The organism is Streptomyces alboniger (assembly GCF_008704395.1).
GTDB lineage: Bacteria > Actinomycetota > Actinomycetes > Streptomycetales > Streptomycetaceae > Streptomyces > Streptomyces alboniger.
The window spans coordinates 2316927-2334720 of the sequence record NZ_CP023695.1; the positions used below are offsets into that span (position 1 = coordinate 2316927).

The 17794-nt window shown below is 71.5% G+C and carries 13 protein-coding genes and 1 other RNA gene; 9 read left to right on the forward strand and 5 right to left on the reverse strand.

The annotated features are described in order from the left end of the window. The first annotated feature begins 2 nt into the window (after positions 1-2). The 7 genes from CP975_RS10190 (at position 3) to CP975_RS10220 (ending at position 11068) form a co-directional block, all read left to right on the forward strand. A complete protein-coding gene (locus CP975_RS10190) occupies positions 3-2015 on the forward strand; it encodes a hypothetical protein (protein ID WP_150476785.1) in 2013 nt (670 codons plus the stop codon). 61 nt (positions 2016-2076) lie between these two features. Further along, complete coding sequence (locus CP975_RS10195) at positions 2077-2649, forward strand: pentapeptide repeat-containing protein (RefSeq protein WP_246201446.1); 573 nt, start codon at positions 2077-2079, stop codon at positions 2647-2649. Positions 2650-2762: 113 nt separating this feature from the next. After that, positions 2763-3083, forward strand: coding sequence for a hypothetical protein (locus tag CP975_RS35715; protein WP_150476787.1), 321 nt, complete (start codon positions 2763-2765; stop codon positions 3081-3083). Between the two features lie 31 nt (positions 3084-3114). Further along, complete coding sequence (gene eccD, locus CP975_RS10205; protein WP_055527806.1) at positions 3115-4479, forward strand: type VII secretion integral membrane protein EccD; 1365 nt, start codon at positions 3115-3117, stop codon at positions 4477-4479. A gap of 9 nt (positions 4480-4488) precedes the next feature. After that, the gene (locus CP975_RS10210; RefSeq protein ID WP_055527808.1) at positions 4489-5601 is read left to right on the forward strand and encodes a CpaE/TadZ family protein; all 1113 of its coding nucleotides are present in this window, start codon (positions 4489-4491) and stop codon (positions 5599-5601) included. Beyond that, on the forward strand, positions 5598-9617 hold the full coding sequence (gene eccCb, locus CP975_RS10215; RefSeq protein WP_150476788.1) for a type VII secretion protein EccCb: 4020 nt from the start codon (positions 5598-5600) through the stop codon (positions 9615-9617). Before CP975_RS10210 ends, eccCb begins: the two co-directional genes overlap by 4 nt. Continuing rightward, the gene (locus tag CP975_RS10220) at positions 9614-11068 is read left to right on the forward strand and encodes a DUF6177 family protein (protein WP_208835552.1); all 1455 of its coding nucleotides are present in this window, start codon (positions 9614-9616) and stop codon (positions 11066-11068) included. Before eccCb ends, CP975_RS10220 begins: the two co-directional genes overlap by 4 nt. A gap of 133 nt (positions 11069-11201) precedes the next feature. Here the strand turns inward: CP975_RS10220 and rnpB are convergent. Both rnpB and CP975_RS10230 read right to left on the reverse strand, forming a co-directional pair. Then, an RNA gene (rnpB, locus tag CP975_RS10225) (RNase P RNA component class A) lies at positions 11202-11614 on the reverse strand. Between the two features lie 72 nt (positions 11615-11686). Next, the gene (locus CP975_RS10230; RefSeq protein WP_055533966.1) at positions 11687-13129 is read right to left on the reverse strand and encodes an RNB domain-containing ribonuclease; all 1443 of its coding nucleotides are present in this window, start codon (positions 13127-13129) and stop codon (positions 11687-11689) included. 139 nt (positions 13130-13268) lie between these two features. Here CP975_RS10230 and yaaA point away from each other — a divergent pair, with 139 nt between their 5' ends. Next, the gene (gene yaaA / locus CP975_RS10235) at positions 13269-14069 is read left to right on the forward strand and encodes a peroxide stress protein YaaA (RefSeq protein ID WP_055533968.1); all 801 of its coding nucleotides are present in this window, start codon (positions 13269-13271) and stop codon (positions 14067-14069) included. Positions 14070-14144: 75 nt separating this feature from the next. Next, on the forward strand, positions 14145-14786 hold the full coding sequence (eda, locus tag CP975_RS10240; RefSeq protein WP_150476789.1) for a bifunctional 4-hydroxy-2-oxoglutarate aldolase/2-dehydro-3-deoxy-phosphogluconate aldolase: 642 nt from the start codon (positions 14145-14147) through the stop codon (positions 14784-14786). On the opposite strand, the gene CP975_RS10245 is transcribed toward eda, so the two are convergent. From CP975_RS10245 to CP975_RS10255, 3 genes are read right to left on the reverse strand one after another with little or no spacing between them, the layout of a single operon-like run. Then, positions 14772-16076, reverse strand: a complete 1305-nt coding sequence (locus tag CP975_RS10245; protein WP_055533970.1) for a bifunctional RNase H/acid phosphatase — start codon at positions 16074-16076, stop codon at positions 14772-14774. The genes eda and CP975_RS10245 overlap by 15 nt on opposite strands. 11 nt (positions 16077-16087) lie before the next feature. Further along, a complete protein-coding gene (locus CP975_RS10250; protein WP_199783138.1) occupies positions 16088-16831 on the reverse strand; it encodes a zinc ribbon domain-containing protein in 744 nt (247 codons plus the stop codon). After that, positions 16828-17679 (reverse strand): Nif3-like dinuclear metal center hexameric protein, encoded by an 852-nt coding sequence (locus CP975_RS10255; RefSeq protein WP_055533972.1) that lies wholly within the window; start codon positions 17677-17679, stop codon positions 16828-16830. Before CP975_RS10255 ends, CP975_RS10250 begins: the two co-directional genes overlap by 4 nt. Between the last annotated feature and the right edge of the window lie 115 nt (positions 17680-17794).

A 17794-nucleotide genomic window follows, 5' to 3' on the forward strand; every position in this document is an offset into this window, starting at 1 on the left:
GCATGGCGCACAGCAGGTTCCAGGGGCTCGGGGCCTTCTACCGGGCGCCCGAGGCGGAAGATCTGTTCGCCTCCACGGCGCCGGTGCGGGATCGGGCGGACCTGTTCGCCTCGAAGGTCGAGACGGTCGCCCAGGCGCTGGACGAGTACGCCGTCGCGGTCAGGCCCGTCATCAAGCGCCTTGACCGACTGCGGGGCCAGGTGGCCGACTTCGTTTCGGGTCTGAAGACCGATGACGGCGAGATCGACGCCGAGTGGACCCAGGACCAGGACAAGATCGACCAGCACGCGGCCCTCTGGGTCGAGATCGCCGAGGCCCAGGCCGCCTTCAGCAAAGCCGAGATCACCGCCAACAACAAGATCACGGCGCTGGTGGACGGCACTCAGTACGTCGCACAGGGCTACGAGGGCACCTTGGTCCCGCTCGGTGCGCGGGTTTATGGCTACACCGCCGAAGCGCTCAAGCACGCCGACAAGCTGCCCTGGGGCACCCCGGAGGCCAGGACCTACGACAAGTGGGACTTCTCCCACCATGTCGAGGAGGCCGGCGTCAGCGTCAAGGACAACCTCGTCGGCGCCGTCACCGGATTCGTTGACCTCGTCAGTCCGGGCGCGGACGGCGCCGCGGCCCGCAAGGGGCTGTACATGTCGGCCCTCGGCCTGGAGTCCTACCTCTTCGACCCGTTGAACAGGCAGGACTCGCCCTGGAAGGAACAGGCCGCCGAGGGCCGCCCATACGCCAAGGCCTTCGCCAAGTCCATGGTCGGCTGGGACGACTGGGAAGAACACCCGGGCAAGGCCACGGGCACCGTCATCTTCAACAGCCTCACCTTCGCCTCCGGACCGCTGGCCGCCGTCGCGAGAATCGCCAAGGGCGGCGCCGTCGCCAAAACGGCCGGCACCCTGGCCAAGGTCGGCGAAGCCCTCGACCCTCTCAGCGCGACGGCCAAGACCGTCGGCGCCACCACCCGGGCCATACCCAAGATCGCGGACGTCACCGCCCGCGCCCGCGCGGGATTCGCCGACATCCCGGGCGCCGGGTCCACCAGCAGCGTATGGCGCATCTCCGCCACCACCGAACTCCACCTCACCGACGGCAAGTTCGCCATCATCAAGGACGGCGCCCCCGACACCACCCCGGCCCCCATCGAACGCCCCGCCCACGAACGCGTCCCCTCCGTCGGGACGTCACGCGAGCATCAACTGGCGGGGGTGGGGGCGCGGGCGCCCGAAGCTACCGCCGATGCGAGCGAGAACTTGCCGCCGCGGGCCGACCGTGACACGCCTGCCAGAGGTGGCGGCAGCAATGCCGGGGGTGAGAGGGCCGGCGGGACGGGAGGCGGCTCCTATGAGCCGTGGAGCGCCACGGACGCCCACCATGATCAGGCAGGGAAGTCCACCGGCCCACAATCCGGTGAGCATCGACAGATATTTGATCGCGACGCCAACGGGACGGGTTCAGGGGTCCCGTACGACTCATCGGCAGGGCTGCCGCCTGCTCAGCGCACGAATGAACCACTTCCGGAACTCACGCCTCAGGAGAGGGCGCAGCACTGGAGTCACCTTGAAGAGGTCGAAATGCGCAGTCCTGGCGATTTCGACCACCTCCAGCGGGATCCGGACAAGAACGGCGGGATCTCCGAGCCATCAAAGGACGAAGCCCGGGTGGGCCTGGATCTTCGTGACCAGAAACGGCTCCCCGACGACCTCCAGCGTCCGACTGAGGCTGACCGTGGCGAGTTCTATTCGCCCAGTACCGGGAGGTACTACGACATCAAGGGAGTCCACTCCGACTGGCCTCCGTTCAACAATGTGCGCGACAAATCCAGACCTTTCAAGGGCGCCTATGACCCGGCCAACAATGGGCGATGGGTCAAGAAGTTGGCAGAGCAGATCGTCGAGAAACAGCGCATTGTTATCCTAGATGTACGGAACGCGAACCAAGCGGCGATCGACGACCTAAAGTCCATCGTCCAAAAGAACGGCTGGGAAGACGATGTCATTTGGTACCCCTGAAATGTGGGTCCCCCGCACCCTCCCGCCAGACGCGCAGGCTGCGTCGCGACTTCGGGAATGGATGGAGGGAGGGGGCAAGGGAGGCCTCGACATCATCGGCCTCGATCTGAGCGATGCGGATCTGTCCGGCGGCGATTTCTCCGAGTCGTGGTTCACCGATGCGAAGCTGATCAACACCAAGCTGATCGGCGCCGATCTGTACCGTTCGGATGCGGAAGGCGCGGATTTCACCAGTGCCGATCTGACCAGAGCATCGCTTGTTCGCGTCAACTTCGACGACTCCTTCCTTCGTGAAGCGAAACTCGATGAAGCGAACCTTGTCAAGGCATCGCTCTGCGACGTCGACGCGTCAGGCGCTTCATTTCGCGGCACACGCTTCATGGGTGCCTCACTGCTTGACGTCAATCTCAGGGGCGCTGACTTGTCTGGTGCAGTCCTTCAAGAAAACTCTTTCAAGGTGACGTTGGATAACAACACGAAACTTCGAGGACTCTCAGGAACCCTCTTCGGTCCGGTCCAGCTGATTGACCTGGGTGTCACGCGCGAACTCGGTGGCGCTGACTTGGAGCAGTGGCTCCGAGCGAGAGGTGGCGACATTTGTGTGCTCTCAAGTCGCGGACGCGAACGACCGTGACGCCTGTGTCGTTCCCTCATGAACCGGGGAGAGGCTCTGGTTCGGCCGGATGTATCCGACGCCTGCCCCTCTCGTACGAGCATTGGCAACCAGCGAAATAGAAGCGGACAACTGTGGCAGCCCAGGATTACGACAGCCAGTTGCTGGAGTCCGTGTCGGTGCGGCGTCGGCGGCTGCGGGATGCCCTTGTCTTCGGTGCGCAGCGGCAGCGGCGCTCGGTGGACGAGCGGGTGGGGAAGGTGTTCGCCGGAGTGGTGATCGCAGCGGTGTTGTGTGCCGGGTGCGTGGGATGGTCGTTTATTTCGCATCGGCTTATCGGGAAGAGTCCCTATAGCTCTTCGGTGCCTTCTCCCTCACCGTCCTCACCCTCCTCACCGTCCGCCCCGTCCCCTTCGCCCTCCACGGCACCTTCTTCAACACCTTCTTCTCGATGATAGGTTCGAACGCGTGATATCTGCGGGGCCGATGAGCCGCACGAGCGGTACGAGTCGTACGGCCCTGAGCCGGGTCACTCTGGTTGGGGAGCGGCGGCGGGTGGACCTCGTCCTGCCGTCCCGGGAACCGGTCGGGCTACTCCTTCCGGAAGTGCTGCGACTCCTCGACGACCACGCCGCCGCCCGGCCAATGCTGCGGCATCTGGTCACCGCGGACGGTTCGGCCCTGGCACACGACAGCACGCTGGAGTCCGCGCGGATACCGGACGGCGCCGTGCTGCGGCTGGTGCGGGCCGAGGACGCGCCCTCGGCGCCGGTTGTGCACGACGTCACCGATGAGGCCGCCGATGATCTGGGCGGGCGGGCCTGGCGTTGGCAGCCCTCGGCTCGGCGGGTGGTGGCGGGGCTCGCGACCGTGGTCTGGGCCCTTGCCGCCGGGGTGTTGGCGCGTGGGGAGTTCGAACTGGCCGCAGCGGGCCGCGCCTTGGTGGGCGTCGCCGCCCTGGCAGGCGTCGCCGGGGCCCTGTTGGGGCGCATGAAGCGGCGGGCGCTCTCCGCCACGCTGATCGTCTGTGCCGGAACTGTCGGAGCCCTCGGAGCCTGGACGCTGGCCGACGCGAACGACTGGTCCGGCGCCGCGCGGCTGGCAGGCGTGGTGCTGGCCGCGACGCTGACGCTGCTGTTCCTCGGGTGGTTCTCCCCACTGGGGCGGGGCGCGTTGATCGGGGCGGTAGCCGCTCTCGGTTGCCTCGTCCTGTGGGAGACGTCCCTCGCTTTGCAGGGCGGTGCCCGCATGGCAACCGAGCAGACCCGCACGGGCTCCCTGCTCGCCGTCGTCTCTCTGGTGGTGCTCGGAGTACTGCCGCGACTAGCGCTGATGGCCTCCGGCCTTTCGGGGCTCGACGACCAGCGCTCGAGCGGGTCTTCGGTGAGCCGGTACCGGGTGGACACCGCCCTGACCGCCACCCACCGTGGGCTGGCCATCGCCACCGTGGTGTCGGCCGTCTCCGCGGCCGCCGCAGGAGTGATGACGCTCAGTGCGCCGACCGTGTGGACCTGGCTGCTTGCCGCGGTCACCGCGGTGGTGCTCGCGCTGCGGGCACGGGCCTTCCCGCTGGTCGCCGAGGTGGTCGCGCTGGTCGCCGCCGCGGCGGTCGTCGTCGTCGCGCTGGTCGTGGTGTGGCTGGAGCGTTCCCCTGCCGCCGGGCCGCTGGCCGTGCTCGTCGTACTCGCCCTGACTTCGCTCGTGGTGCTCGCGGTTCAGCCGCCCGAGCATGTGCGGGTGCGGCTCCGTCGTGCCGGGGATCTCGTGGAGTCCGTGGGCGTCATCGCGTTGCTGCCGCTCGTCATCGGGGTGTTCGGTGTGTACGGCCGTCTGCTCGACACCTTCGCGTAGGGGGTCGGCATGGCTCACGAAGACGACTGGCAGCGGAACGTGTTGAGGGAACTGGGGGCGAGTGGCGCTCCCGGAGCCGAACCCCCCGCCGCATTCCGCCGGACGGATGGCGAACCTGCTGTGGAGCCACGGCAGGCTCCTCGGGCGACGGGTCCCGCCCACCCCGTACGCACCGGCGCCCGCGACCCTCGTATCCCGCTGGCCACCCCGGAGTCCGTCCCCACGGTCGATCCACGTCTGGCCCGCGCCCTCGGAAGCCCGCAGCACGGTGATTCCGCGGTCCGGCGAACCGGGCGTTCATTGCGCAAGCTGACCGCGTCGGTGGGACAGGAGGTCGCCGAGCAGACCCGGCTCGCCCGCGAAGTGCAGCAGCCGGTGACCACGGGGCGGGTTATCGCGGTGACCTCCATCCGCGGCGGGGTCGGCAAGTCCACCGTCTCCGCGGTGCTCGCCCGTACCTTCAACCACTACCGGCACGACCCCGTCCTCGCCCTGGAGGCCGACGCCGCGCTCGGCACCCTCCCGGTCCGGCTCGGCGCCGAGTCCGTGCGCTGGTCCTGCGCGGACCTCGCCCCGATCCTCGACCCGGCCATGCGGCTCACCGACGTCACCGGCTATCTGGTCCCCGTGGCCGACGGCGGCTGGCTGCTGCCCGCGAGCCAGGGCAGGGTCGGCGCCCCGCTGGACGTCCCCACCTACCGCACGGTCACCCTCGCGCTGCGCCGCTACTTCGCCGTCACGGTGGTCGACTGCGAGACCCTGCCCGGCGAAGTGGCCCGCACCGCGATGGACACCGCCCACGCCCGGGTGGTGGTGGCCCCGATGACCGCCGAGGGCGTGGGTGGCACCCGCGTCGTCCTGGACTGGCTGGCCCAGCTGCCGCACTCGGCCCTGGCCACCACAGTGGTCGCACTGTCCGCCGCCTCCCCCGATACGACGCTCGACCTGAAGGCAGCCGCCGCACATCTGCGGGAGACCGGGGCGGCCGTCGTCGCCCTGCCCTACGACCGTCACCTGGCCCAGGGAGGCCCCATCCACACCGGCATGCTCGCTCAGCACTCCCGCGAGGCCTCCGTGCGGCTGGCCGCGGAGACGATGGAGCGGGCGGTGCGGGTGCGATGACCCAGCATCTCGTCCACCGCCCGGCCCGCTCCACCCGGCCGCCCCAGCCGACCGGGCAGCGCACCATCGAGCCGCCGCCGAACCTGCCCGAGGGCAAGATGGGCAATGCCGCCACCGCGCTCCTTCCCATGGCCGGTGTCATGGGATCGGTGGTGATGATGACCGTCATCCGCAACAGCCAGTTCGCCGCCGTCGGCGCGATCGTCCTCGTCCTCGCGCTGCTCGGGGCGGTGGCTCTGTTCGTTTCGCAGCGCGGGAAGGCCCAGCGCACCCGGCGCACGCAGCGCGAGCGGTATCTGGAGTACGTCGAGGAGCAGCGCGAGGAACTGGCAGCGGCGGAGCGGGAGGCGCGCGACCGGGCGCGGCTGCTGAACCCGCCGCCCCTCGCCCTGTACGACCTGGTGCGCGATCCCGCCCGGCTGTGGGAGCGGCGCCGCCTCGACGCGGACTTCCTTCGGGTGCGGCTCGGCACCGGCGACGTACCCGTCCAGGCGCTCGTCATCGGGCAGAACTCCACCACCAGCGTCCTCACCCCGCCCGACCCGTTCATGCTGAACGAGGCACGGGCGTTGCAGCACCGGTTCACCACCGCCACCGACTTCCCGCTGACCGCGCCGCTGGACCGGGCGGGCAATGTCAGCGTCGTCGGTGACCGTGAGGGCGTACTGCGGGTGGCGCGGGCCCTGCTGATACAGACCGCCGTGACGCACGCCCCCGACGACGTGGCGATCGCCCTGGCGGTTCCGGGTGAGCGCCTCGGAGAGTGGGAGTGGGCGAAGTGGCTCCCCCACGTCCTGGACGTACTGGAGAGCGACGGCCCCGTCCCGGCACGGCGGATTGCGCCGAGCCTGGCGGCGCTGGCCCGCCGCTGCGCCCATGACCTGCGGCGCCGTGCCTCGTATGCCGCGGAGGTGCGGCGCGGCCTGTCCGACAGGGACGCCCTGCGGATGTCCGACCGGCTCCTGGTCGTCAGCGACGAGTACGGACGGAACGCGGCCGAACTCCCCCGCCCCGACAGTGCGGTGGGCCTGCCCGCCATGGGCGTGACCGTGCTGCACCTGCTGGAGCAACAGATCCACGAACCGGACGAAGTCGGCGTACGCATCACGGTCGACGGTGATCAGGTCACCGTCGAGGACCTGCGTGCCCCCGGCATCCTGCCCGGCCGCGGCACCGTGGACGCCGTGAGCATCGCGGTCGCCGAAGGCCTGGCACGCCTGCAGGCCCCGCTGCGGCTGTCGGCCGAGTCGGCCTCCGACGAGGGTGCGCCGATCTCCGGCCCCGTGGACTTCCCCCAGCTCCTCGGCGTCGACGACCCCGCCGCCCTCGACGTGGAACGACTGTGGGCGCCACGCGGCGAACGCGACTTCCTGCGTGTCCCCATCGGCCTCGACGACCGTCACGAACCGGTCCTGCTGGACCTCAAGGAGTCCTCCGAGCTGGGCATGGGCCCGCACGGGTTGTGCGTGGGCGCCACCGGCTCCGGCAAGAGCGAACTCCTGCGCACCCTGATCCTGGCCCTCACCGCCACCCACTCCCCCGAGGACCTCGCGCTCGTCCTGGTGGACTACAAGGGCGGCGCCACTTTCGCCCCCTTCACCGAACTCCCGCACGTCGCGGGGGTCATCACGAACCTGGAGAACAGCAGCGGGCTCGTCGAGCGCGTCCACACCAGCCTCGCCGGCGAGGTAAAACGCCGCCAGCAGGTCCTCAAGGACGCCGGGAACGTCGCCGACATCGGCCACTACGCCGCCCTGCGCGGCAAACGCCCCGAACTCGGTCTAGAGGCCCTGCCCCATCTGTTCGTCGTCATCGACGAGTTCGGTGAACTCCTCACCGCCAAGCCCGACTTCATCGACCTGTTCCTCTCCATCGGCCGCATCGGCCGTTCCATCGGCGTACACCTGCTGCTCGCCAGCCAGCGCATCGAGTCGGGCAAACTCAAGGGCCTGGAGACCTACCTCTCCTACCGGCTCGGCCTGCGCACCTTCTCCGCCGACGAGTCCCGTACCGTCCTGGACACGGTGGACGCCTTCCAGCTGCCTCCGCTGCCCGGCTTCGGCTACCTCAAGGTCGACACCTCCACCTACGAACGCTTCAAGGCCGGATACGTGTCCGGCGCCCACCGCGGCCCCGCTCTCCACGACCGGTCCGCGGACGAACCGCTCGCCTGGCCCTACCCCGCCTTCAACACGGAACGGGACCCCGAGACCGACGCACCGCTGGAACCCGCGACGCGCGAGCGCGAGACCGGCCCCACCGTCCTGTCGATGATGGTCGGCCAGCTGACCGGCGCCGCGCCCCCGGTGCGCCGCATCTGGCTGCCCCCGCTGCCTGACGCCCTCACCCTCGACCAGGCCGCCGGGCCCGTCCGGGCCTCCGCCCACGGCCTGCACCTGGCCCAGCACAGCGCTCCGATGTGCGTCCCCCTCGGGCTCCTGGACGATCCCGCCCAGCAGTGGCAGGCCCCCTGGCACCTGGACCTGACCGTCGCCGGCGGGCACACCGCCGTCATCGGCGGCCCCCAGTCCGGCAAGACGACCCTGCTCCGCACCCTGGCCCTCTCGCTGGCCCTGACCCACACCCCGGCCGACGTCGCCGTGTACGGTCTCGACCTGGTGGGCGGCGGACTCTCCGCGCTGTCCGGGCTGCCGCACGTCGGTGGCATCGCGGGCCGCGCCGACCACGAGCGCGCTGCCCGCACCGTCGCCGAGGTCCGCGCTCAGCTCGCCGCCCGGGAGGAACTCTTCCGCGCCCACGGCATCGACTCCGTGGACCAGCTCCGGGCGCTGCGCTCCCAGGGCGGCCTCACCGAACTCAGTTCCACCGACATCGTCCTGCTCATCGACGGATTCGGCGCGCTGCGCGACGAGTTCGCCGACCTCGACGACACCGTCGCCGACCTCCTCAAGCGCGGCAGCGGCTACGGCATCCATGTCGTGGCCGGAATGCTGCGCTGGAACGACGTACGCATCGCCACCCAGTCCATGTTCGGAAGCCGTGTCGAACTGCGCCTCAACGACCCCTCCGACTCCTCCATCGACCGCAAGCTCTCCGAGACGCTCTCCCCCGACACCCCGGGCCGGGCCCTGACCGACGGCAAGCTCTTCGCGCAGGTGGCGCTGCCCCGCATCGACGGCCTGGCCACCACCGGAGACATCGCCTCCGCGCTCGAACAGGTCGCCCGCACCGCTCGGGCCACCTGGCACGGTGAACTCGCCGCCCCTGTACGCGTGTTGCCCACCCGCCTGCCCGCCGCCCAGCTGCCCTCCGCCGCCGCCGAACCGACCCGCATACCGCTCGGCGTGGACCAGGACGCCCTCGCCCCCGCCTTCCTGGACCTCTTCGGAACCGACCAGCACCTGCTGATCCTCGGCGACAACGAATGCGGCAAGACCAACCTGCTGAAACTCATCTCCCGGCAGCTCGTCGACCGCCACACCGACAAGGACCTCGTCTTCGGCGTCTTCGACCCCCGCCGCGGCCTGCGCGGCCACATCCCCGAGCCCTACCGCGGCGGATACGCCCACAACGCCAAGCTCGCCGCAGCCCTCGCCACCGGCATCGCGGGCGAACTCGAAAAGCGGCTGCCCGAGACCGCCGATCCGGACACGCTCGCCGACGGGCCCGCCTTCACCGGGCCCCACATCGTGATCCTCGTCGACGACTACGACATCCTCACCACCGCGGGCCAGCAACCCCTCGCCGCGTTCCTGCCCTACATCTCCTCGGCCCAGGACATCGGCCTGCACTTCATCGTGACCCGACGCGTCGCCGGGGCCTCCCGCGCCCTGTACGACCCGTTCCTGAGCACCCTGCGCGAAACCGGCGCCACCGCCCTGCTCATGACCGGCGACCGCACGGAAGGCCAGCTCTTCCCGGGGCTGTACGCCTCGACCCAACCGCCCGGTCGCGGCACCCTCGTCCGCCGCGGACGCCGCCACCAACTCATCCAGACCGCCTTGACGGCAGAGCCGGACCGAGCACCGGAATCGGAAGAAGCAGAGCGCCCGTGACCAAGGACCTCATCACCCTCACCCCCGACATGCCCAGTGTCGACACCATCCTCGCGGGCCTCTTCGCGGGCGGTCCCGACCTGGGCGTCAGCACCGTGGCGCAAGGCCCCGTCGTCCAGCTCCACGCACCCGACGGTCACCCGCTGGTCTCGATCGAAGCGCCTCAGCTGGTCCACGTCCCCGGCGAGGCCGAGCGCCTCCTGGGCAGTCAAGTACCACTGCTCCAGGGTCCGTTCTGGTGGACGGAAGCCCGTGCCACCACCGCCGTCCCCGAAGCGGCACGGCTGGCCGGCTCCTTCGCGGGACGCGTGGCCGCCGCCCTCGGCGGCACCGTCTGGCCCCCCGACGCCGCCCACACCAACGTCGTCCCCCTCACCACCGACACCACCACGCTCCCGGCCCCAGCCGCCACCTCGGCCCCGGCCCTGGATCTCGTCACCGACCAGGCCGCCGTGGTCATGCAGGACCGCCCCGTCGTCGCCATGACGACCTGGCTCACCGAAGCCGTGCGCACCGCCGCCGAGACCGACCGCGCCCTCCAACTCCTCACCCCACCCCATACCCGCCTCACCCTCCCCGCTCGCGACGTCCTGCGCGCCCACCCCAACCGCTGGGTCGTACAGGACCCCGACTGCGGCTACTACGACGGCCTCGGCGGGGCCCAACTCCACTGGAAGGACGGCGCTTTCACCCCCGTACGGGACGAGGACGGCAACGCCCGTCGCGCCCCCGCCTTCCAACCCGCCTCCACCGGCACCGGCACCGGCATGGGTGAACGCCAGCTCACCCTCTCCCTGCACACCACGCACCCCGCCACCGAGGACCTCACCCTCGGACACGCCCTCGAAGCCGCCTTCCACCACCTCACCGGCAGGCCGCCCGTCGGCTGGAACACCGCCGAGCCCATCGCCCTCCCCTGGTCCACCCGCCAGCTGACCGACCTCGCCCGTAATCGCGCCCCGAAACCCACCTGGCTCGCCGTCATCGGCCACCCCGACCGCCCGGCCATCGCCACCCTCCGCATCACCCGCACCCCCGCGGGTGTCGAGGAACACGCCACCCTCACCCTCGGCCACGCGTCCGGCGAAAGACCGCCTCTGGACGCCGTCGCGCCCCTCGCCGAAACCCTCGCCGCCGAGCACAACCTCACGTCCATGCTCACCACGCTCCGCACCGCCCGCCGCGACCTGACCGTCCCACCGCATTTCGAGCCGCTCCCGAGCCCCCTCACCTTCACGCTCGGCCCTCACGCCGTACACGACATCGGCCTCGCCCACGCCGGCCGTCCGCCGCTGGCCCTGCGCCCCGTCCCCCTCGGCCCGGCCACGCGTCCCGCGCTGCATTACCCCCTCGGCGACGGCGCCGACCCCACAGCCTGGACCACGTTCCAGCAGCTCAGCGCTCACCTCAAGAGCGCCCCCGAAGCGAGCGGGCGCCCTTCTGATCGGTAGTCCGGAGGCGAGCATCCATCCGCTGGGCGTGGGGTGCTACCCGGCGGCGTGGATGTGGTTGGCCGCCGCGGCGGCCAAGCCCGGCAAAAAGGGCCTCTGACCAGCGTTCTCCCTGGCCAGAAGCCCTAAGCGACAGACGAGCCCAGCTGTACGCCGGGTTCTGTTCCCCGGGACCTCGCGGTCGTCGGGGTGACGGCCATCCATCTAGGGCCGGCATTGCTGCCGGCCTCGTGCGGTCTACCCGCGGACTCGGGCGGGCAGCCCTCGATCGTCCGCGCAGAGACGCCGCACTTGCGTGCGACCTCTCCTTTTGACCTTGCTCCGGGTGGGGTTTACCTAGCCGCCTGAGTCACCTCAGGCGCTGGTGGTCTCTTACACCACCGTTTCACCCTTACCCGGCACCGAAGCGCCGGGCGGTCTGTTTTCTGTGGCACTGTCCCGCGGGTCACCCCGGGTGGCCGTTAGCCACCACCCTGCCCTGTGGAGCCCGGACGTTCCTCGGGAAGGCCCCCGAGGGGATCTTCACGCGGCCGCCCGCTGCGCTCGTCTGTCGTGCGGACCATGTTACCCGTCGGGCCCCGGGGCCCGACGACAGTGGTGCTTGACCAGCCCGCAGTCTCACGCCGACGTGAACTGAACCTTCGCCGTCCCCGGGTCCGCCCGCGTGAGGCGGACCCGCAGCCGCTCCCCCAGGGGCAGGTGCGCCGGGCCGCCCTCGATGCGGGCCACGATCGCGGGGTCGGTCAACTGCACGGTGCCGACGGTCGGTTCGCGGTCCTTCACGTCCACCACCACCGCGTCGAAGACCTCGCCGACGCGGTCCTTGAGCAGCGCGGCCTCGACGATGTCCACGCACTCCCGCTCCACGGTGTTGGCGCGCCGGGCACCGTCCGCCATCTCCTTGGGCAGGTTGGCCAGGGCGGCGAGCACCCACTGCGGGATCCCGGCGCCGGCGCAGGCCGCGAGGCACAGCTCGGAGGCGTAGCGGTCGACGAGGCGGCGCAGGGGGGCCGTGCAGTGGGCGTAGGGGGCGGCCACGGCGGCGTGCAGGGTGAGGTCGGGGATATCGCCGCCGCTGAACGCCGTGTAGCCCGCGCCGCGCAGCAGCGTCGTGCACTCCTGGAGGAAGGCGGCGTGGTGCGACTGCCGGGGGTCGAGGGAGCGTACGAGTTGCGCGTACGGGACGTGGTGCGGCCAGTCGATGTGCAGCGCCTCGGCGGTGCGGCGCAGGCGGCCGACGGCGCCGTCGGGGGCGGTCGGCAGGGTGCGCAGGATGCCCGTACCCGAGTCGATCATGAGTTGGGCGGCGGCCATGCCGGTCAGCAGGGAGATCTGGGCGTTCCAGCCGTCGGCGGGCAGAGGGGCGCGGTAGGCGAGTTCGTACGTGCCGTCGCGCTCGACGATCTCCTGTTCGGGGACGTTGAGGGAGATGCCGCCGCGCTCGACCTCCAGCCGCTCGCGCAGCGTGCCGATCTCCCGCAGGAGCGCGGCCGACTCCTCCGCCGTGCCGTCGTCGATGGCGCGCTGCACGCTCTCGTAGTCCAGCTTCGCCCGGCTGCGTACGAGGGCGCGGTGCACGTCGGCGCGTTCGGTACGGCCGTCCTCGTCGAGGTCGAGCGTCCACAGGACGGCCGGGCAGGTCTGGCCCGGCAGCAGGCTCGCGGCGCCCTCGCTCAGGGCCGTGGGGTGCAGCGGGACCTTCTCGTCGGGGAAGTAGAGGGTGGTGACGCGGCGGTGCGCCTCGGCGTCGACCGTGCCGCCGGGCGTGACGTACGCGGCGACGTCAGCGATCGCGTACCGCACCCGGAAGCCGCCGCCCTCGCGCCGCGCCAGGTGCATGGCCTGGTCCAGGTCGACGGAGGTGGGCGGGTCGATCGTGAAGAAGGGGACGTCCGTGGCGTCGCGGTCCGGGAGCCGGGGGGAGGCGGCGGCCCGCTCCGCCTCGGCGAGCACGTCGGCCGGGAAGGCGCCGGGCACGTCGAGTGTCGTACGCAGTTCACGCAGCGCGGCCCGCAACGGAGCCTCCGCTGCGCCGGTCACATGGAGGTGGCGGCGAGGCATGCCCCCGAGCGTAGGGCGCCGGGTACGGCTCGGCACCCTTTGGCGCCGCCCCGCCCCGTGGGCTCGGCGGCCGCTCCCGCCCCCGTAACCTTTTCACAGGGGCCGCACCCCTCCCTCGTACCGCCAAAGGAGTCCGATCGTGCTCGTCCTGCTGCCGCCGTCCGAAGGCAAGGCCTCGTCCGGGCGGGGTGCCCCGCTCAAGCCCGAGAGCCTGTCGCTGCCGGGGCTCGCCGAGGCGCGGCGGGCGGTGCTCGACGAGCTGGTCGAGCTGTGCGCCGCCGACGAGGAGAAGGCGCGGGACGTGCTCGGGCTGAGCGAGGGGCTGCGCGGCGAGGTCGCCAAGAACACCGAGCTGCGCACGGCGGGCGCGCGGCCGGCCGGGGAGATCTACACGGGTGTGCTGTACGACGCCCTGGACCTGGCCTCGCTGGACGCCGCCGCCAAGCGCCGCGCCGCACGCTCGCTGCTCGTCTTCTCCGGGCTGTGGGGCGCCGTCGGCGTCAGCGACAGGATCCCCTCCTACCGCTGCTCGATGGGTGTGAAGCTGCCGGGCCTCGGCGCGCTCGGCGCGTACTGGCGTACGCCGATGACCTCCGTCATGCCGGAGGCCGCGGGCGACGGGCTCGTGCTGGACCTGCGGTCGTCGGCGTACGCGGCGGCGTGGAAGCCGAAGGGCGAGGTGGCCGAGCGGACGGCGACCGTACGGGTGCTGCACGCGCAGCTGGTCGACGGGGTCGAGAAGCGGTCCGTGGTCTCGCACTTCAACAAGGCCACGAAGGGGCGGATCGTACGGTCCCTGCTGGTGACGGGCGCTCATCCGAAGGACCCCGCCGAACTGGTCGAGGCCCTGCGGGACCTGGGCCACGCGGTGGAGGCGGAGCCTCCCACGAAGCCGGGGAAGCCGTGGGCGCTGGATGTGGTGGTGCGGGAGATCCATTGAGAACCTGAGATCGCCTCGTTGCAGCATGCGCAACGCCCTTTGCGCATGCTGTCGGTGCCGGGGCAGGATTCCTCCATGCCCCCTGTGAGCCCCTCCGCGCCCTCCGTTCTCGATCTCGCGCCCGTGGTGCCCGTGGTCGTCGTCGATGAGCTGAAGGACGCCGTGCCCATGGCTCGGGCCCTGGTGGCCGGGGGGCTGCCCGCTATCGAGGTGACCTTGCGGACGCCCGTCGCGCTCGATGCCATTCGGGCCATCGCCGCGGAGGTGCCGGGCGCGGTCGTCGGGGCTGGGACCGTCATCTCTCCGCGGAACGTCGCCGACTCCGTGGACGCCGGCGCCCGCTTCCTCGTCAGCCCGGGGTGGACGGACTCGCTGCTCGCGGCCATGGAGGGAGCGGGAGTGCCGTTCCTGCCCGGGGTCTCGACGGCCTCGGAGGTCGTGGCGCTGCTCGAACGCGGCGTCAGCGAGATGAAGTTCTTCCCTGCCGAGGCCGCAGGCGGCACCGCCTATCTGAAGTCCCTCGGGGGGCCGCTCCCCCAGGCCCGCTTCTGTCCCACCGGCGGGATCACCTCCGGGACCGCGTCGGCGTATCTCGCCCTGAAGAACGTCGGCTGCGTCGGCGGGAGTTGGATGCTTCCCGCCGACGCCGTCGCCGCCAAGGACTGGGCCCGCGTGGAGTCCCTGGCGCGCGAGGCGGTGGCGCTAGCGCAGGTGTGAGGTGTCGTTCAGGAGGCGCAGCGAGGCGTTGCCGTCGCGGTAGTAGGCCACCGCGGACACCGAGGCCGCCGCGAGTTCCATGCGGAACAGGGATTCCGGCGGCGCCCCGAGCGCGAGGCGTACCAGCGTCTTGATGGGCGTGACGTGCGTGACGAGCAGGACCGTACGGCCCGCGTACGCCGCGGTCAGCCGGTCGCGCGTGGCCGCCACCCTGCGGGAGACCGCCGCGAACGACTCACCGCCCGGCGGCGCCGCATCCGGCGAGGCCAGCCAGGCGGTCAGCTCCTCGGGGTGCCGCTCGCGCACCTCGCCGAAGGTCAGCCCCTCCCAGGCCCCGAAGTCCGTTTCGCGCAGGCCCTCTTCGAGGTGGACGTCGAGTCCGAGGCGGGCGGCGACGGCGTACGCGGTCTCCTGGCAGCGCTTGAGCGGCGAGGAGACGATCGCCTGGATCGTGCCGCGCGCGGCGAAGGCGGCCGCGGCGCGCTCGGCCTGCTCGCGCCCCACCTCGGAGAGGGACGGATCGGTTCCGCCGCTCCCGGAGAACCGCTTCTCGGGCGTCAGGGCGGTCTCGCCGTGCCGCAGGAGTACGAAGGTGGCGGGCGCCCCGAGATCGGCGGGCACGGCCCAGCCGACGGGCGGCGTCCGCGCTCCGGTACTGGCCGCGCCGCCGGCCGCACTGCTCGCCGCGCGACGGTCGGCCGTCTCACCGGCCTCGGAGGTTCCAAAGGCGCCGCCACCCGGCGCTCCGGCCAACGCCGCCCTGGCCCTCGCCGCGCCCGCCGCCGCGTCGCCGGGCGGGCCCGAGGGCTCCCGGACGGCCGCCGAGCGCGCGGCCCGCGTGTCGAGGTCCGCGGTCGACGCCGAGGGCGACCACGCCAGGCCCCGCTTGCCCGCGTCCATCGCCTCGTTCGCGAGCCGGTCCGCGTGCTTGTTCTTCTCGCGCGGGATCCACTCGTACGTGACCTGGGACGCGGGGAAGACCCGCGCCGCCTCCGCCGCGAGCGGCTTCATGTCGGGGTGCTTGATCTTCCAGCGGCCCGACATCTGCTCGACGACGAGCTTGGAGTCCATGCGGACGTGGACGGAGGCCGCCGGGTCCAGCTGGTGCGCCGCCTTCAGTCCGGCCACCAGGCCCTTGTACTCCGCGACGTTGTTCGTCGCGACGCCGATGTACTCCGCGGCCTCCATCAGGGTCTCCCCCGTGGCCGCGTCGATGACCACCGAGCCGTAGCCCGCGGGCCCCGGGTTGCCCCGGGAACCGCCATCGGCCTCGACGATGAACTCCCGCACGGACAAGGCTCCTAGAGGCCGGACTCGGACGTGCGGACCAGGATGCGACGGCAGTTCTCGCACCGCAGGACGGTGTCCGGGGAGGCCGCCTTCACTTCGTTGACCTCGGTGATGTTGAGCTCCAGGCGGCAGCCCTCGCAGCGCCGCTGGTAGAGCTTGGCCGCGCCGACGCCGCCCTGCTGCCCGCGGAGCTTGTCGTAGAGCTTGAGGAGGTCGGCCGGGATCGAACCCGCCACGATCTCGCGCTCCTTGGTGGCCTTCGCGGCCTCTCCGTCCAGCTCCTCGAACGCGGCGTCCCTGCGGCCCGTCGCGTCGTCGATGCGCGACTGGATCGAGGAGACGCGCTCGGTCAGCTCGGCCACCCGCTCCTGCGCGGCCTCGCGGCGCTCCATGACCTCCAGGACGACGTCCTCCAGGTCGGCCTGACGCCTGGCGAGGGAGGCGATCTCCTTCTGGAGGTTCTCCAGGTCCTTGGGGGAGGTGACCGCGCCGGAGTCCAGGCGCTGCTGGTCGCGGGCCGCGCGCTGGCGGACCTGGTCGACGTCCTGCTCCGCCTTGGTCTGCTCGCGGGCGCAGTCGCTCTCCTCGGTCGTCGAGGCGACGAGCAGGTCGCGCTGCTGCGTGAGGTCCTTGGTCAGCGACTCGATCTCGGCGTGCTCCGGCAGGGAGTTCTTCTTGTGCGCGAGCTGCTGGAGGCGGGTGTCCAGGGCCTGGACATCGAGCAGGCGGATCTGGTCGGCGGGCGCGGCGTTCAGTTGGGGGCTCCTGTTGAGTCGGTGGTCGAGGCCGCGTGGGCGGTCCAGGGGTCGGTGACCGTGCGCGAGACGTGGACGCGAAGGCCCCATCCGCTGCGGTCGGAGATCTCGTCGAGCTGGGCTGCGGCCAGCTCGCACCACGGCCACTCGGTGGCCCAGTGGGCGGCGTCGAGCAGCGCCAGCGGTGTGCGTTCGCGGGCCTCGGACGCCGGGTGGTGGCGCAGGTCCGCGGTGAGGAAGGCGTCCACGCCCGCGGCGCGTACGTCGTCGAAGAGGCTGTCGCCCGAGCCGCCGCTCACCGCGACGGTGCGGATGAGCGCGTCCGGGTCGCCCGCAACGCGGATGCCCTGCGCGGTGGCGGGCAGCCGCTTCGCCGCGCGCTCGGCCAGCTCGGCGAGGGTCAGGGGGTGTTCCAGCTCGCAGATCCTGCCGAGGCCGCGACGGCCCCGCGGGTCGGCGGGGTCCGGCACGAGGGGGCGTACGACACGGAGGTCGAGGGCGCCCGCGAGCGCGTCGGAGACGCCCGGGTCGGCGCGGTCGGCGTTGGTGTGCGCGACGTGCAGCGCGATGTCGTTCTTGATCAGGTCGTGGACGACCCGGCCCTTGAAGGTGGACGCCGCGACCGTCGTCGTACCGCGCAGGTAGAGCGGGTGGTGGGTGACCAGGAGCTGGGCGCCGATGCGCACCGCCTCGTCGGCGATCTCCTGGACCGGGTCGACGGCGATGAGGACCCGGGACACCTCCGCGTCGGGGTCTCCGCAGACCGTGCCGACCGCGTCCCAGCTCTCGGCCAGACCGGCGGGCCACAGGGCGTCGAGGGCGGCGATGACTTCAGACAGACGGGGCACGGGGAAAGGCTACCTTCCCGCTGCGCTCGGCTCGGCGTGCGTTACTTGCCGTTGCCGGGCGGCTACGGAACGTCCCCTAGCGTCTGCTTCCGCGGCTCTCCTGTGGTTGCTCGCG

Bases quoted from the DNA above. Each gene is read 5' to 3' on its own strand.
- CP975_RS10190 (WP_150476785.1), top strand. From the start codon at position 3: ATGGCGCACAGCAGGTTCCAGGGGCTCGGGGCCTTCTACCGGGCGCCC.
- CP975_RS10195 (WP_246201446.1), top strand. From the start codon at position 2,077: ATGGAGGGAGGGGGCAAGGGAGGCCTCGACATCATCGGCCTCGATCTG.
- eccD (WP_055527806.1), top strand. From the start codon at position 3,115: ATGAGCCGCACGAGCGGTACGAGTCGTACGGCCCTGAGCCGGGTCACT.
- CP975_RS10210 (WP_055527808.1), top strand. From the start codon at position 4,489: ATGGCTCACGAAGACGACTGGCAGCGGAACGTGTTGAGGGAACTGGGG.
- eccCb (WP_150476788.1), top strand. From the start codon at position 5,598: ATGACCCAGCATCTCGTCCACCGCCCGGCCCGCTCCACCCGGCCGCCC.
- CP975_RS10230 (WP_055533966.1), bottom strand. From the start codon at position 13,129: ATGCCTCGCCGCCACCTCCATGTGACCGGCGCAGCGGAGGCTCCGTTG.
- eda (WP_150476789.1), top strand. From the start codon at position 14,145: ATGCCCCCTGTGAGCCCCTCCGCGCCCTCCGTTCTCGATCTCGCGCCC.